12 protein-coding genes are annotated in these 14,209 nt (G+C 61.6%); 2 read left to right on the plus strand and 10 right to left on the minus strand.

The genetic code is table 11. The features are described 5' to 3' along the window. The first annotated feature begins 47 nt into the window (after positions 1–47). Together AC5XE7_RS12115 and aqpZ are read left to right on the plus strand one after the other, a co-directional pair. A complete protein-coding gene (locus AC5XE7_RS12115; RefSeq protein ID WP_183829096.1) occupies positions 48–1,259 on the plus strand; it encodes an NADP-dependent isocitrate dehydrogenase in 1,212 nt (403 codons plus the stop codon). A 340-nt stretch (positions 1,260–1,599) separates the two neighbouring features. Then, the gene (gene aqpZ, locus AC5XE7_RS12120) at positions 1,600–2,286 is read left to right on the plus strand and encodes an aquaporin Z (protein ID WP_183829095.1); all 687 of its coding nucleotides are present in this window, start codon (positions 1,600–1,602) and stop codon (positions 2,284–2,286) included. 209 nt (positions 2,287–2,495) lie between these two features. Here aqpZ and alaS read toward each other — a convergent pair whose 3' ends face one another. The 10 genes from alaS to AC5XE7_RS12170 form a co-directional block, all read right to left on the minus strand. Beyond that, positions 2,496–5,156, minus strand: a complete 2,661-nt coding sequence (gene alaS, locus AC5XE7_RS12125) for an alanine--tRNA ligase (RefSeq protein WP_495366224.1) — start codon at positions 5,154–5,156, stop codon at positions 2,496–2,498. A 261-nt stretch (positions 5,157–5,417) separates the two neighbouring features. Continuing rightward, positions 5,418–6,494 carry a recombinase RecA gene (gene recA, locus AC5XE7_RS12130; protein WP_183829090.1) on the minus strand — a complete coding sequence of 359 codons (1,077 nt, stop codon included), beginning with the start codon at positions 6,492–6,494 and terminating at the stop codon, positions 5,418–5,420. Between the two features lie 218 nt (positions 6,495–6,712). Beyond that, positions 6,713–7,051 (minus strand): TfoX/Sxy family protein, encoded by a 339-nt coding sequence (locus AC5XE7_RS12135; RefSeq protein ID WP_495366225.1) that lies wholly within the window; start codon positions 7,049–7,051, stop codon positions 6,713–6,715. Between the two features lie 9 nt (positions 7,052–7,060). Beyond that, positions 7,061–7,447: a Fe-S cluster assembly scaffold SufA gene (sufA, locus tag AC5XE7_RS12140; RefSeq protein WP_495366226.1), complete on the minus strand. Its 387-nt coding sequence runs from the start codon at positions 7,445–7,447 to the stop codon at positions 7,061–7,063. 136 nt (positions 7,448–7,583) lie between these two features. Next, on the minus strand, positions 7,584–7,991 hold the full coding sequence (locus AC5XE7_RS12145; protein WP_495366227.1) for an SUF system Fe-S cluster assembly protein: 408 nt from the start codon (positions 7,989–7,991) through the stop codon (positions 7,584–7,586). Continuing rightward, a complete protein-coding gene (locus AC5XE7_RS12150) occupies positions 7,988–9,229 on the minus strand; it encodes a cysteine desulfurase (RefSeq protein ID WP_495366228.1) in 1,242 nt (413 codons plus the stop codon). Before AC5XE7_RS12150 ends, AC5XE7_RS12145 begins: the two co-directional genes overlap by 4 nt. 67 nt (positions 9,230–9,296) lie before the next feature. Further along, positions 9,297–10,565 carry a Fe-S cluster assembly protein SufD gene (sufD, locus tag AC5XE7_RS12155; RefSeq protein WP_495366229.1) on the minus strand — a complete coding sequence of 423 codons (1,269 nt, stop codon included), beginning with the start codon at positions 10,563–10,565 and terminating at the stop codon, positions 9,297–9,299. A gap of 26 nt (positions 10,566–10,591) precedes the next feature. Further along, positions 10,592–11,347, minus strand: coding sequence for a Fe-S cluster assembly ATPase SufC (sufC, locus tag AC5XE7_RS12160; protein ID WP_495366230.1), 756 nt, complete (start codon positions 11,345–11,347; stop codon positions 10,592–10,594). Between the two features lie 27 nt (positions 11,348–11,374). Further along, positions 11,375–12,889: a Fe-S cluster assembly protein SufB gene (sufB, locus tag AC5XE7_RS12165; RefSeq protein ID WP_495366231.1), complete on the minus strand. Its 1,515-nt coding sequence runs from the start codon at positions 12,887–12,889 to the stop codon at positions 11,375–11,377. Positions 12,890–13,043: 154 nt separating this feature from the next. After that, entirely contained in the window at positions 13,044–14,207 is a 1,164-nt protein-coding gene (locus AC5XE7_RS12170; protein ID WP_495366232.1) for a cysteine desulfurase family protein, read from the minus strand. Between the last annotated feature and the right edge of the window lie 2 nt (positions 14,208–14,209).

Here is a 14,209-nt window from a genome sequence, read left to right on the forward strand (position 1 = left end):
ACGGCCTACCCTTCCGGCAAGGCCCTTTCCAAGACGAGGCAGTTTTCATGGCGAAGATCAAGGTGGCGAACCCGGTCGTCGAACTCGACGGCGACGAGATGACCCGCATCATCTGGCAGTTCATCAAAGACAAGCTGATTCACCCCTATCTCGACCTCGATCTCGAATATTACGATCTCGGAATCGAGCATCGCGACGCCACCGACGATCAGGTGACCATCGACGCCGCCAACGCGATCAAGAAGCACGGCGTCGGCGTCAAGTGCGCCACCATCACCCCGGACGAAGCCCGCGTCGAGGAATTCCACCTCAAGAAGATGTGGAAGTCACCCAACGGCACCATCCGCAACATCCTCGGCGGCACCATCTTCCGCGAGCCGATCATCATGAAGAACGTGCCGCGCCTGGTGCCCGGCTGGACGCAACCCATCGTCGTCGGCCGCCATGCCTTCGGCGACCAGTACCGCGCCACCGATTTCCGCTTCCCCGGCAAGGGCAAGCTGACCATCAAGTTCGTGGGTGAAGACGGCCAGACCATCGAGCACGAAGTGTTCGACGCGCCCGGCTCCGGCGTCGCCATGGCCATGTACAACCTCGACGAATCGATCCGCGAATTCGCGCGCGCATCGCTGAACTACGGCCTGCTGCGCAACTATCCGGTCTACCTGTCGACCAAGAACACCATTCTCAAGGCCTATGACGGCCGCTTCAAGGACATCTTCCAGGAAGTCTATGAGAAGGAATTCGAGGCGCAGTTCAAGGAACGCAAGATCTGGTACGAACATCGCCTGATCGACGACATGGTCGCCTCCTCGCTTAAGTGGTCCGGCGGCTATGTGTGGGCGTGCAAGAACTATGACGGCGACGTGCAGTCCGACACGGTTGCGCAGGGCTTCGGTTCGCTCGGCCTGATGACTTCGGTTCTGATGACGCCGGACGGCAAGACCGTGGAAGCCGAAGCCGCCCACGGCACCGTGACCCGCCATTATCGCCAGCACCAGAAGGGCGAGCAGACCTCGACCAACTCGATCGCCTCCATCTTCGCCTGGACGCGTGGCCTCGCCCACCGTGCCAAGCTGGACGACAACGCCGAGCTGAAGCGCTTCGCCGAGACGCTGGAGCGCGTGTGCATCCAGACCGTCGAGAGCGGCTTCATGACCAAGGATCTGTCGCTGCTCATCGGTCCCGACCAGCCGTGGCTGTCGACCACCGGCTTCCTCGACAAGGTGGACGAGAACCTGCAGAAGGCCATGGCCTGATCCCCACGACACTGACGACTGCCCGGTTCGCCCGGCAGGCTGACAAATGACAAAAGAGCGGTTTCCGGAAACGGAAGCCGCTCTTTTTCTTTGGCGCCTGATAATGCTTGATTACCGGGAAATTCCGCCCACACAGGCCTGCGGCAGAGGTGGACCCTGTGCTGCCCCACCGTCCGCAACGACCGGCCTTTCTCCCTGTCACGACTCAAGGTAGTTTATTGCCCGGTCGGGTTGTGATGTGGGGGACGACGCACTCAGCTTTACCTTGTCAGCGCCCATTGAAGTTCCGGATTTTGGAAATGTTCCGTTCTGCGCTTCAAAACTCCCAAGGAGAGAGAAAATGCCTCAGAAACTCGCAGCCGAATTCTTCGGCACATTCTGGCTGGTCTTTTGCGGATGCGGATCAGCTGTTCTTGCCGCCGCATTCCCCGATGTCGGCATCGGCCTGCTCGGCGTTTCGCTTGCATTCGGCCTGACGGTCGTCACCATGGCCTATGCTGTGGGGCGCTTTTCCGGCGGTCACTTCAATCCGGCCGTTTCCGTCGGCATGGTCGTCGGCGGCCGCATGCCGGCCGGTGATCTGGTCGGCTACATCATCGCGCAGGTGGTCGGCGGCGTCGTCGCTGGCGCTGTGCTCTATGTCATAGCCTCCGGCCAACCCGGCTTCTCCGCCGGTGGCTTTGCTTCCAACGGCTATGGCGAGCTGTCGCCCGGAAAATATTCACTTCTGGCCGGCCTGACGATCGAAGTGGTGCTGACCGCCTTCTTCATCTTCATCATTCTGGCAACGACGACCGCCAAGGCTGCGGCAGGCTTCGCGCCGCTGGCCATCGGCCTGACGCTGACGCTGATCCATCTTGTGTCGATCCCCGTGACCAACACCTCGGTCAACCCTGCCCGCTCGACGGGCGTTGCCCTGTTTGCCGAGACCGGCGCGATCGGACAGCTGTGGCTGTTCTGGCTTGCCCCGATCGTCGGCGCCGCGATTGGCGCAGCCATCTGGAAGGCGATCTTCGCAGACGAGTAAAAACGTCTTCAGAAACGGAAAAAGGCGGCCTAAGGCCGCCTTTTTTGTATCGGGACTGAAACACTCGCAGCGGATCTGAAACGCGATCCGTCCTGAGTTTCGTCGCTGGAGCTTCGGGCGTTCTGACGAACACAGCTCCGCCGCTCCAGTTTGTTTTCCCATGGCTGAACTTATGCGACGTCAGACGACTCCGTCTGACTGCAAATGCTCTATTCCAGGGCCTGCGAAACTGCCTCCAGGGCAGCTTGAGCCTTCGCTCCATCCGGCCCGCCGGCCTGCGCCATGTCCGGACGGCCGCCGCCGCCCTGCCCGCCCAGCGCTGCGGATGCGGCGCGCACCAGATCGACAGCCGAGAAGCGCGAAGTCAGATCGTCGGTCACCGCAACCACGACGCTTGCCTTGCCATCCTCGGCCACGCCGACGAAGACGACGACGCCCGAGCCGACCGACTTCTTGCCTTCATCCGCGAGTGATTTCAGATCACGCGGCGAAACGCCCTCGACCACCTTGCCGAGGAACTTCGTGCCGGCGACATCCTTCACTTCGGACGCAGCGCCACCGCCGGAACCGCCACCGAGCGCCAGCTTGCGACGGGCCTCGGTCAGCTCGCGTTCGAGCTTGCGACGTTCTTCCACCAGAGCCTCGATGCGCGCGGGAACCTCGGCGGGCGAAACTTTCAGCAGTGCCGCCGCAGACTTCAGCCGGCGCTCCTGCTCATCCAGATATTGCCGTGCAGCGTCCCCGGTCAGGGCCTCGATGCGGCGCACGCCCGCTGCCACCGGGCTGTCGGAAACGATACGCACCAGCCCGATGTCGCCGGTGGCCTTCACATGGGTGCCGCCGCACAGTTCGATCGAATAGGGCCTGTTGGCCTTCTCTCCATGCAAAGCCGTGCCCATCGACACGACGCGCACCTCGTCGCCATATTTCTCGCCGAACAGCGCCATGGCGCCTTCGGCGCGGGCGTCGTCCACCGACATCAGCCGTGTCGTGACCGGGCCGTTCTGGACCACGATCTCGTTGGCCATGCGCTCGACCTCTTCAAGCTCCTCCGGCGAAATCGCCTTGTTGTGGGAAATGTCGAAGCGCAGGCGCTCCGGCGCAACCAGAGAACCCTTCTGGGCCACATGCGTGCCCAGCACCTCACGCAACGCCTCGTGGATGAGGTGCGTGGCCGAGTGGTTGGAGCGCAGGCGGTTGCGGCGAGCATGATCGACTTTCAGCTCCGCGGCTGCGCCCAGCCGGACCGTGCCCTTCACCACCTTGCCGAGATGGACAAAAACGCCGTCGCCCTTCTTCTGCGTGTCTTCCACCTCGATGGAGAATCCTTCGCCCAAAATAATTCCGGTGTCGCCCATCTGACCACCGGATTCGCCATAAAACGGCGTCTGGTTGACGACGACGGCGACGCTCTCGCCGGCGGAAGCGCTCTCCACTTCCTTGCCGTCCTGCACGAGTGCCTGGACGATACCTTCGGCCTGCTCGGTGTCATAGCCAAGAAATTCGGTCGCGCCGGACTTTTCACGCACGCCGAACCAGACGGTCTCGGTCGCCGCTTCGCCGGAACCGGCCCAGTTGGCGCGGGCCTCGGCCTTCTGGCGCTCCATCGCCGCGTTGAAGCCTTCCAGATCAACGGCGATGTTGCGCTGGCGCAGCGCGTCCTGCGTCAGGTCGAGCGGGAAACCATAGGTGTCATAGAGCTTAAAGGCGGTCTCGCCGTCCAGCCGGCCTCCGCTGTCCAGCCCTTCGGTCGCTTCGTTGAGGAGGGTGATGCCCCGCGCCAGCGTCTTGCGGAAGCGGGTTTCCTCCAGCTTGAGCGTTTCGGAAATCAGGCTCTCGCCGCGCACCAGCTCGGGATAGGCCTGCCCCATCTCGCGCACCAGCGCGGGAACCAGCCGCCACATCAGCGGATCGCGCGCGCCCAGAAGCTGCGCATGACGCATGGCGCGGCGCATGATGCGGCGCAGCACATAGCCGCGCCCTTCATTGGAGGGGAGCACCCCGTCGGCAATGAGGAAGGAGGAAGCGCGCAGGTGATCGGCGATGACGCGATGGCTCGCCCGGTTCGTCCCGGTCGCCGGTACGCCGGTGGCCTCCTCGGAGGCGCGGATCAGCGCCCTGAACAGGTCGATGTCGTAATTGTCATGCACGCCCTGCAGCACGGCAGCGATACGCTCAAGCCCCATGCCGGTGTCGATCGACGGACGCGGCAGCTCGATGCGCTCTCCCTTCGTCACCTGTTCATACTGCATGAAGACGAGGTTCCAGATCTCGATGAAGCGGTCGCCGTCCTCATCCGGACTGCCGGGAGGTCCGCCGGCGATATGGTCGCCATGGTCGTAGAAAATTTCCGAGCAGGGGCCGCAGGGGCCGGTATCGCCCATCGCCCAGAAATTGTCGCTCGTCGGGATGCGGATGATCTTCTCGTCGGAAAGACCTGCGATCTTCCTCCAGAATTCGGCAGATGCATCATCGGTGTGATAGACCGTGACCAGCAGCCTGTCCTTCGACAGCCCGAACTCGCGGGTGATCAGGTTCCAGGCAAGCTCGATGGCGCGTTCCTTGAAATAGTCGCCAAAGGAAAAATTGCCGAGCATCTCGAAGAAGGTGTGATGGCGCGCGGTGTAGCCGACATTGTCGAGGTCATTGTGCTTGCCGCCGGCACGAACGCACTTCTGCGAGGTGGTCGCGCGGTTATAGGGGCGCGTTTCCAGACCCGTGAACACGTTCTTGAACTGAACCATGCCGGCATTGGTGAACATCAGCGTCGGATCGTTGCGCGGCACCAGAGGGCTGGAGGCAACGACCTCGTGACCTTCCTTGCGGAAGTAGTCGAGGAAAGCCGACCGGATCTCGTTAACACCACTCATGAAAGATGCCTTTGTTCAGGAAAACGCCTGCGGCGCCAGTGCGGAAAACACAGCCTTTTAGCGGTCGGCCAGCACCCTGTCCAGAATGAGGAAAGATCGCCGGCGAAACCTCAGGTGCCTCACCGCTGAGGCCTTGCTCAACGGTGAGGCACTCTTTCAAAAAATGCTGCCCGCAACGAAAAACGCCGATCTACCCGAGACCGGCGTTTTTCACTTTAAGTTCATTCGGCCGGGGCCGGACAATCCGTGCCGATCAGCGCATCAGCCCTCGCCAGCCTCAGCCTCGAAGCCTCCGTCTTCCAGGAACTTCTCGGCAATCAGCCCGGCATTCTGGCGCAGCGCCAGTTCGATCTCCCGCGCCGTGTCCGGATTGTCACGCAGGAACTGCTTGGCGTTCTCACGCCCCTGCCCGAGACGCTGCGAATTATAGGAGAACCATGCACCCGATTTTTCAACCACACCGGCCTTAACGCCGAGGTCGATGAGCTCGCCGGTCTTGGACACACCCTCGCCATACATGATATCGAACTCGATCACCTTGAAGGGCGGAGCCAGCTTGTTCTTGACCACCTTGACGCGGGTCTGGTTGCCGACCACCTCGTCGCGATCCTTGACCGAGCCGATACGCCGGATATCGAGGCGTACCGACGCATAGAACTTGAGCGCATTGCCGCCGGTGGTCGTTTCGGGCGAACCGAACATGACGCCGATCTTCATACGGATCTGGTTGATGAAGATGACCATGGTGTTGGAGCGCGAGATCGAAGCCGTCAGCTTGCGCAGCGCCTGGCTCATCAGGCGAGCCTGAAGACCAGGCAGCGAGTCGCCCATCTCACCTTCGATTTCCGCGCGCGGCGTCAGTGCCGCGACCGAGTCCACCACCAGAACGTCGATCGCACCGGAGCGCACCAGCGTGTCGCAGATTTCCAGCGCCTGTTCGCCGGTGTCCGGCTGCGAGATCAGGAGGTTTTCAAGGTCGACACCCAGCTTGCGGGCATAGACCGGGTCCAGCGCGTGCTCGGCATCGACAAAGGCGCAGATGCCGCCCTTCTTCTGCGCTTCCGCAACCGTATGGAGAGCCAGCGTCGTCTTGCCCGAGCTTTCAGGGCCATAGACCTCGATGATGCGCCCGCGCGGCAGACCGCCAACACCCAGCGCAATATCGAGACCGAGAGAACCGGTCGAAACCGTTTCTATCTCGACCACCTGCTCGTTTGCGCCAAGGCGCATGATCGAGCCCTTGCCGAAAGCCCGCTCGATCTGCGACAGCGCAGCGTCCAGAGCCTTTGATTTGTCCACCGAATTGTCCTCTACAAGCCGCAATGAATTCTGAGCCATGATACAGTACCTTTTGGTCGTCAATGACAGACGGACAATTCGCTGACCGCTCAGATTTTTGTACCCTCTTTGTTCCATTTTTGCAAGAGGGATTAACCAATTGTTTTATTTTGGAATTCCACAAAAGTTCCCATTTTGTCCACGATACCGGACCGGTTTAACGGGAATACGAACACCCGGAGAAAATTTCCGGCCGCCCGAATCGCATCCGGTTCCGTTCAGCCTTCCCGCCGGGCTTCCTGAGCTGTCGCCCGTAAACCCGCATCATACGCCTTGCGCGCCCACGCCGCCATTTCGTCCGGATCGTCGAACGCAACATCGGGAGTGGTCCAGTAGGGCATGGCCACCTCCCTGCCCTTTCCGGCATAGGTCCATTGGCGCGCACCCGCAGAAACAAAATCGGGAGCGCTTATGGCATCCGCCTTGAGCATCAGTTCGCCTTGCAGGACGATGGCGATGATGACGCCGCGATGGTAGATGCCCTTGCCTCCAAACAGGCGGCGTATGGTGACGGGACCAAGCCCTTCGAAAAGCTCTTCGATGCGCCCGTTGTCCATGGAGGGAAATCAGGCCTCGGCTGTCGCCCGGGCCTCGGCCAGCGCCTTCAGGTCGGCTGGTTTCAGTTCCACCGATTCGCCACAGCCGCAGGCGGAAGACTGATTGGGATTGCGGAACACAAAGCCCGTGCGCAGCGTGGTGACCTCGAAATCCATCTCGGTACCGAGCAGAAACAGTGCCGCTTCCGGCGCGACATAAACATGTGCACCCTGATGCTCGACGTGGTCGTCCTTCGGGTCAGGTTCGGTGACCAGATCGATGGTGTACTCCATGCCGGCGCAACCGCCCTTCTTCACGCCGAGCCGGATGCCGTGCGCGCCATAACGCGCACCGATGATTTCGCGCACCCGCTCCGCCGCCTTGTCGGTCAGCTTCATGATGGAAAAACGTGCCATCTCAGTCTTCTCCATGCCATGCAGGTTAAAGGCCTGCCGGAATGATTTCATATCTCCCCCTGAAGATGGGGGAATTTGGAAGGCTCTGCAAGAGCGGCTCCTGCCGCCCGACAGCAGGCAAGTGCGGCGTCGGTCCTCAGTACCAGCCGACGGCGATCTGGGCTTCTTCCGACATGCGGTCGGGCGTCCATGGCGGATCGAAGGTCATGTTGACTTCGACGCCGGAAACGCCTTCCACCGCACTCACCGCATTCTGCACCCAGCCCGGCATCTCGCCGGCCACCGGACAGCCCGGGGCGGTCAGCGTCATGTCGATCTTCACGGTGCGGTCGTCCTCGATGTCGATGCGGTAGACGAGACCGAGTTCATAGATATCGGCCGGAATCTCCGGATCGTAGACGGTCTTCAGCGCGGAAATGATGTCGTCGGTCAGGCGCGCCAGTTCTTCCTCGGGAATGGTCGAAACCGGCCCGGTTTCGACGGCTTCCTGCTCAGTCTGCCCGTCGGTTTCAACACGTGTGGTGGTGTCGTCCATATCCGTCATCCGAAAAATTTCCGCGCCTTTTCCAGCGCTTCGGCCAAAACGTCGATCTCGGCTCTGGTGTTGTACATGCCGAACGATGCCCTGCATGTGGAGGTGACGCCGAAGCGTTTCAACAGCGGCTGGGCGCAATGGGTGCCTGCCCTCACTGCAACGCCCTGACGGTCTATGACCATCGACACATCGTGCGCATGGATGCCCTGCAACTCGAAGGACACGATGGCGCCCTTGCCCGGCGCATTGCCGAAAATGCGCAGCGAGTTGATGGCGCCAAGCCGCTCATGCGCATAGGCGGTCAGATCCGCTTCGTGGGCGGCAATGCGCTCGCGGCCGATGCTGTCCATATAATCCAGCGCGGCCCCCAGCCCGATCGCCTGCACGATGGGAGGCGTGCCGGCTTCGAAGCGGTGTGGCGGGGCGTTGTAGGTGACCCTGTCCTCGGTCACCTCCTCGATCATCTCGCCACCGCCCATGAAGGGGCGCATTGCCTCCAGCCGCTCTTTCTTGCCGTAAAGAACGCCGATTCCGGACGGTCCGTAGACCTTATGGCCGGTGAAAACGAAGAAATCACAATCGAGATCCTGCACGTCGACCGGCATGTGAACGGCGCTCTGGCTGCCATCGACCAGAACGGGAATGCCGCGCGCATGGGCGATGCGGCAAATCTCGCGGATCGGCGTCACCGTGCCCATCGCATTCGACATATGGGTGATGGCAACCAGCTTCGTGCGATCGGTCAGGCTTTTCTCGAAATCCTCCAGATGCAGCGCACCCAGATCATCCACGGGCACCCAGACCAGCTTCGCGCCCTGCCGCTCGCGGATGAAATGCCATGGCACGATGTTGGAATGGTGTTCGAGGATCGACAGGACGATCTCATCGCCTTCGCCGATATTCGGCATGCCGAAACCATAGGCTACCGTGTTGATGGCAGCCGTGGAGTTCGAGGTAAAGACGATATTGTCCGTCGACGGCGCGTTCAGGAAGTGGCGCACGCTCTCGCGTGCCTTTTCATAGGCATCTGTCGACGCATTGGAGAGGAAATGCAGGCCGCGATGAACATTCGCGTAGTCCTGCTCATAAGCGTGGCGGATGGTGTCCAGCACGGCACGCGGCTTCTGCGCCGAGGCGCCGTTGTCGAGATAGACCAGCGGCTTGCCATGCACCTGCCGGGCAAGAATGGGGAAATCGCGGCGGATCGCCTCGACATCATAGGGTGCGGTTTCGATCTTCTGGTCCATATCTCTTCTCTGCACCGCAGTTGCGACGCCCCGGCAAAAGGCCGGGACATCGAATCGCAAACGGCACTCAGCCGTGCGTGGCGAACCAGTCATCGAGGCGGGCTTCAAGGGCCTCGACGATCTGCTCGTCTTCCAGCTCCTCGATCACCTCGGCAACGAATGCCTTGACCAGCAGGCCACGGGCGGACTTTTCGGTAATGCCGCGCGACATCAGGTAGAACAGATGATCGCCGTGAATTTCGGTCACCGTAGCGCCGTGGCCGCAAGCCACGTCATCGGCGAAGATTTCAAGCTCCGGCTTGGCCGAGAATTCGCCATCGTCGGACAAAAGAAGCGTGTTGCAGGCCATGCGGGCATCGGTCTTCTGCGCAACCTGATGCACGTTGATGCGGCCCTGAAACACGCCATGCGCTTTGCCCGTCACCACATTGCGCACCACCTCGACCGAGCCGGTGTGCGGAACGGCGTGATCCAGCACCATGGTCACGTCGGTGTGGCTGTCACCCGAAAGCAGGTTGACGCCGCGCAGCTGGAAGTCCGAGCCTTCGCCCGACACCTTCACATGCACTTCCTGACGCACCAGCTTGCCACCCGCATTCATGATGAACAGGGTGAGCTTAGCGTCAGCGCCGATCTCAGCCTTGAACTGGGCCAGATGCTGGGCGGTTTCCGGCTGCTCCTGAATGATCAGCCATGTCACGTCAGCGCCATCGCCGACGGTGAGCTGGCTGACGGTGCTGACCAGTCCGGCACCCTCGCCCGTCTGACGCTCCACGATCACGGCGCGCGAGCCTGCCGCGGCATTGACCACCATGCGAACATGGGTCTGGCCACCGGCCTGCAGGTTCTGCAGCTCAACCGGCTTCTCCAGTTCCGTTCCGGCAGCGATATCGAGCGAAACACCGTCTGCGACAAACGCCGCGTTGATGGCTCCGATCGTATCATCCGAGCCGTAGGTCTTCAGCTCAGCCGCGGCAGAACCATCTGTCAGCTTCTCGGCCAGCGACGCAAAGGAAACGCCTTCGGCCAGCGACGGCTTGCCCGAAATCGCACCATTGATCAGCGTAACCAGTCCGGAGCCTTCCAGAATGGGATCCGGTGCCCTGACCGATGCAGTGGCATCGAATTCCGGCACCTTGCCAAGCAGACGACGCAGATCCGTGTAGTGCCAGCTCTCGATGCGGCGGGTGGGAAAGCCCGCCTTGATCATCTCAATGGCGCCATCGCGCTGGATCATCACCTCGCTGTCGCCCGGCAGAAGACCGAGTCGCTCGCCGAAAGCCTCGATCAGGGCCGTCTCTGCCGGCGTGCGCTGGGGGGTTGCATGTACATTCATTGCATTCACCTCACCTTGGCGCCGCCTCAGGCGGCTTCGCCGATTATGCCGGCATAACCATTGGCTTCCAGTTCCAGAGCCAGCGACTTGTCGCCGGACTTGATCACCTGTCCCTTGTAGAGAACGTGAACCGTATCCGGGACGATGTGCTCAAGCAGGCGCTGATAGTGCGTGATCACGAGGAAGGCACGGTCGGGCGAACGCAGCGAGTTCACGCCGTCGGCCACGATCTTCAGCGCATCGATGTCGAGGCCGGAGTCGGTCTCGTCGAGAACGCACAGCTTTGGCTGCAAAAGCTTCATCTGAAGGATTTCGGCGCGCTTCTTCTCGCCGCCGGAGAAGCCGACATTGAGCGGGCGCTTCAGCATATCCATGTTCATGTTGAGGGAGCCGGCAGCTTCCTTCACACGGGCGATGAACTCGGAAATCTTCAGAGGCTCCTTGCCGCGCGCTTTGCGCTGCTCGTTCATCGCCACCTTGAGAAACTCCATGGTGGCGACGCCCGGTATCTCCATCGGATACTGGAAAGCCAGGAAAATGCCGGAAGCGGCGCGCTCGGCCGGGTCCATCTCAAGGATGGACTCGCCATTATAGATGATTTCGCCTTCCGTCACCTCGTAGTCCTCGCGTCCGGCGAGGATGTAGGACAGCGTCGACTTGCCGGAGCCGTTCGGCCCCATGATGGCGGCGACCTCGCCGGCCTCGACGGTCAGGTTCAGCCCGCGGATGATTTCCGTGCCGTCCTCGGCGATGCGGGCGTGCAGATTCTTGATCTCAAGCATGTGTTCTTCCTGAATATCTGTATGCGGTCAGCCGACCGAACCTTCGAGCGAGATGCCGATGAGCTTCTGCGCCTCGACGGCGAATTCCATCGGCAGTTCCTGAATGACATCCTTGACGAAGCCGTTGACGATGAGCGCGATGGCCTCCTCTTCGGGAATGCCGCGCTGCATGACGTAGAACTTCTGATCCTCGGAGATCTTCGACGTCGTCGCTTCGTGCTCGAACTGGGCGGTCGCGTTCTTGGCTTCCATGTAGGGCACGGTGTGCGCGCCGCACTGGTCGCCGATCAGCAGCGAGTCGCAATTGGTGAAGTTACGGGCGTTGGTCGCCTTGCGGTGAGCCGAAACCTGTCCGCGATAGGTGTTCTGCGAGAAGCCGGCGGCGATACCCTTGGAGATGATGCGGCTGCGGGTGTTCTTGCCCAGATGGATCATCTTGGTGCCGCTGTCGATCTGCTGATAGCCGTTTGAAACGGCGATCGAGTAGAACTCGCCCTGGCTGTCGTCGCCGCGCAGAATGCAGCTCGGATACTTCCAGGTGATGGCGGAACCCGTCTCGACCTGCGTCCACGAGATCTTGGAGCGGTCGCCACGGCAATCGCCACGCTTGGTGACGAAATTGTAGATGCCGCCCTTGCCCTCGACGTCGCCCGGATACCAGTTCTGGACCGTCGAGTATTTGATCTCGGCATCATCGAGCGCGATCAGCTCGACCACGGCGGCATGAAGCTGGTTCTCGTCGCGCTGGGGAGCGGTGCAGCCTTCCAGATAGGAGACGTAGGCACCTTCCTCGGCGATGATCAGCGTGCGCTCGAACTGGCCGGTATTCTTCTCGTTGATGCGGAAGTAGGTCGACAGTTCCATCGGGCAACGCACGCCCCTGGGCACGTAGACGAACGAACCGTCGGTGAACACCGCGCTGTTGAGCGTCGCATAATAATTGTCCGACACAGGCACCACGGAAGCCAGATATTTCCGGACCAGTTCGGGATGCTCGCGGATCGCTTCCGAGATCGAGCAGAAGATGACGCCGGCCTTGGCCAGCTCTTCCTTGAAGGTGGTGACGACCGAGACGGAATCGAACACCGCGTCCACGGCGACGCGACCGGAAGCGTAGACATTGTCGCTCGCTTCACCGTTTTCCGCGGCAGGCTTCTGCACGCCGGCCAGAATTTCCTGCTCGCGCAGCGGGATACCCAGCTTTTCATAGGTGCGCAGCAGTTCCGGATCGACTTCGTCGAGGGACCTCGGGCCGGACTGGTTCTTCGGCGCGGCGTAGTAGTAGATATCCTGAAAATCGATCTTCGGATACGAAACGCGCGCCCAGTTCGGCTCGTCCATGGTCAGCCAGCGGCGAAAAGCCTCAAGCCTCCATTCGAGCATCCATTCCGGCTCATCTTTCTTGGCAGAAATGAAGCGGATGATGTCTTCGTTTAGGCCCTTGGGGGCCTTGTCGGTCTCGATTTCGGTTTCAAAACCGTATTTGTACTGATCGACGTCGATCTCACGAACGGCATCGATCGTTTCCTGCACTGCAGCCACAGGCGTTCTCCATCCTTATCGGGGGCAAGGCCCGACAGTTTTCAAACTATGGCATCGCCGGGGGGGCGACGTAAGTTTCATATAGTGCGGAGCGCCCGGATTTACACCCGCACATCCCGCACCGCTTCACCGGGCCGAAGGCCCGCGGCCACCCTCAGGCAGCCCTGCTTCCTCCGGCCCGGCGGGCTGCAATGCCCTCCAGAGCCGACCGGAACAGTTCAAGGTTCTGCGCGCTCGTCTCCTGCCCGATCGACACGCGCAGCGCACCCTGTATTTCATCGACTCCCATCGCTGCCAGAACATGGCTGGGACCGACCTTGCCCGACGAACAGGCGGAGCCGGCCGACAAAGCCACACCGGCAAGGTCGAAAGCGATCTGTGCCGTCTCGGCCTTCAGGCCGGGAATGGCGAAGAAGCTCGTATTGGCCAGACGCGGCGCAGCACGGCCGAAGAAAACCGCATCCGGCACCAGATCACGAATGGCAGCCTCGAAGCCGTCGCGCAGGCTTGCGATCCGGCTTATGGACGGCAAGGCTTCCAGCGCGCTGGCGGCGGCAGCGCCAAAACCGGCGATGCCGGCAAGGTTCTCGGTGCCGCCGCGATGCCCTTTCTCCTGCCCGCCACCGCTCACCAGCGGCTTCGGCATCATCAGATCGGCGGCGGCAACGATCGCGCCGACGCCCTTGGGACCACCGATCTTATGCGCGGAAAGAATCAGATAATCCGCGCAAGGCTTTGACATATCGAGCGAAACACGCCCTGCCGCCTGCACGGCATCCAGCACCAGCACACCGCTGGCGGCTCTCACGACAGCGGCGATTTCCTCGATCGGCTGGATCACGCCGGTCTCATTGTTGGCCGCGTGAACCGCAACCAGCGCCAGGCCGGTTTCCTTGTCGTGAGCCGCCAGAGCAGCAGCCAGTTCATCCAGCTTCAGAACGCCGTCGCCATCGACACCGATGCGCTCAACTTGTTCCGCAGGGAAGCGCCCCCCACTCAGCAGGCAGGGATGGTCGGCAGCGCACACATATAGCCGCCCCATGCGCAGGTCGGCCTTGCCCATGCGCCATTCAGGCGTCAGCAGCGTGGCGGCAGCCTCAGTGGCGCCGGATGTGAAGACGACATGCTGCGTCCCGGCATTGACCAGCGCCGCGACCTGACGGCGGGCCTCCTCGATCAGGCGGCGCGCATTGCGCCCCTCCTGATGGACCGACGAAGGATTGGCGGCAACGTCCAGCGCTGCGACCACGGCCTCGCGCGCGCGGCCAAGCAGCGGCGCGCTGGCGTTGTAGTCGAGATAGGCGCGAACAGCAGCCATTT

The organism is Aquamicrobium sp. YD-1-mutant5 (assembly GCF_059509755.1).

What these genes read in the sequence shown, in the direction of transcription:
- recA (WP_183829090.1), bottom strand. Translation starts at nt 6,494, where the DNA reads ATGGCTCAGAATTCATTGCGGCTTGTAGAGGACAATTCGGTGGACAAA.
- alaS (WP_495366224.1), bottom strand. Translation starts at nt 5,156, where the DNA reads ATGAGTGGTGTTAACGAGATCCGGTCGGCTTTCCTCGACTACTTCCGC.
- AC5XE7_RS12170 (WP_495366232.1), bottom strand. Translation starts at nt 14,207, where the DNA reads ATGGCTGCTGTTCGCGCCTATCTCGACTACAACGCCAGCGCGCCGCTG.
- AC5XE7_RS12135 (WP_495366225.1), bottom strand. Translation starts at nt 7,051, where the DNA reads ATGGACAACGGGCGCATCGAAGAGCTTTTCGAAGGGCTTGGTCCCGTC.
- sufC (WP_495366230.1), bottom strand. Translation starts at nt 11,347, where the DNA reads ATGCTTGAGATCAAGAATCTGCACGCCCGCATCGCCGAGGACGGCACG.
- sufD (WP_495366229.1), bottom strand. Translation starts at nt 10,565, where the DNA reads ATGAATGTACATGCAACCCCCCAGCGCACGCCGGCAGAGACGGCCCTG.
- AC5XE7_RS12150 (WP_495366228.1), bottom strand. Translation starts at nt 9,229, where the DNA reads ATGGACCAGAAGATCGAAACCGCACCCTATGATGTCGAGGCGATCCGC.
- sufA (WP_495366226.1), bottom strand. Translation starts at nt 7,447, where the DNA reads ATGGCACGTTTTTCCATCATGAAGCTGACCGACAAGGCGGCGGAGCGG.
- AC5XE7_RS12145 (WP_495366227.1), bottom strand. Translation starts at nt 7,991, where the DNA reads ATGACGGATATGGACGACACCACCACACGTGTTGAAACCGACGGGCAG.
- aqpZ (WP_183829095.1), top strand. Translation starts at nt 1,600, where the DNA reads ATGCCTCAGAAACTCGCAGCCGAATTCTTCGGCACATTCTGGCTGGTC.
- AC5XE7_RS12115 (WP_183829096.1), top strand. Translation starts at nt 48, where the DNA reads ATGGCGAAGATCAAGGTGGCGAACCCGGTCGTCGAACTCGACGGCGAC.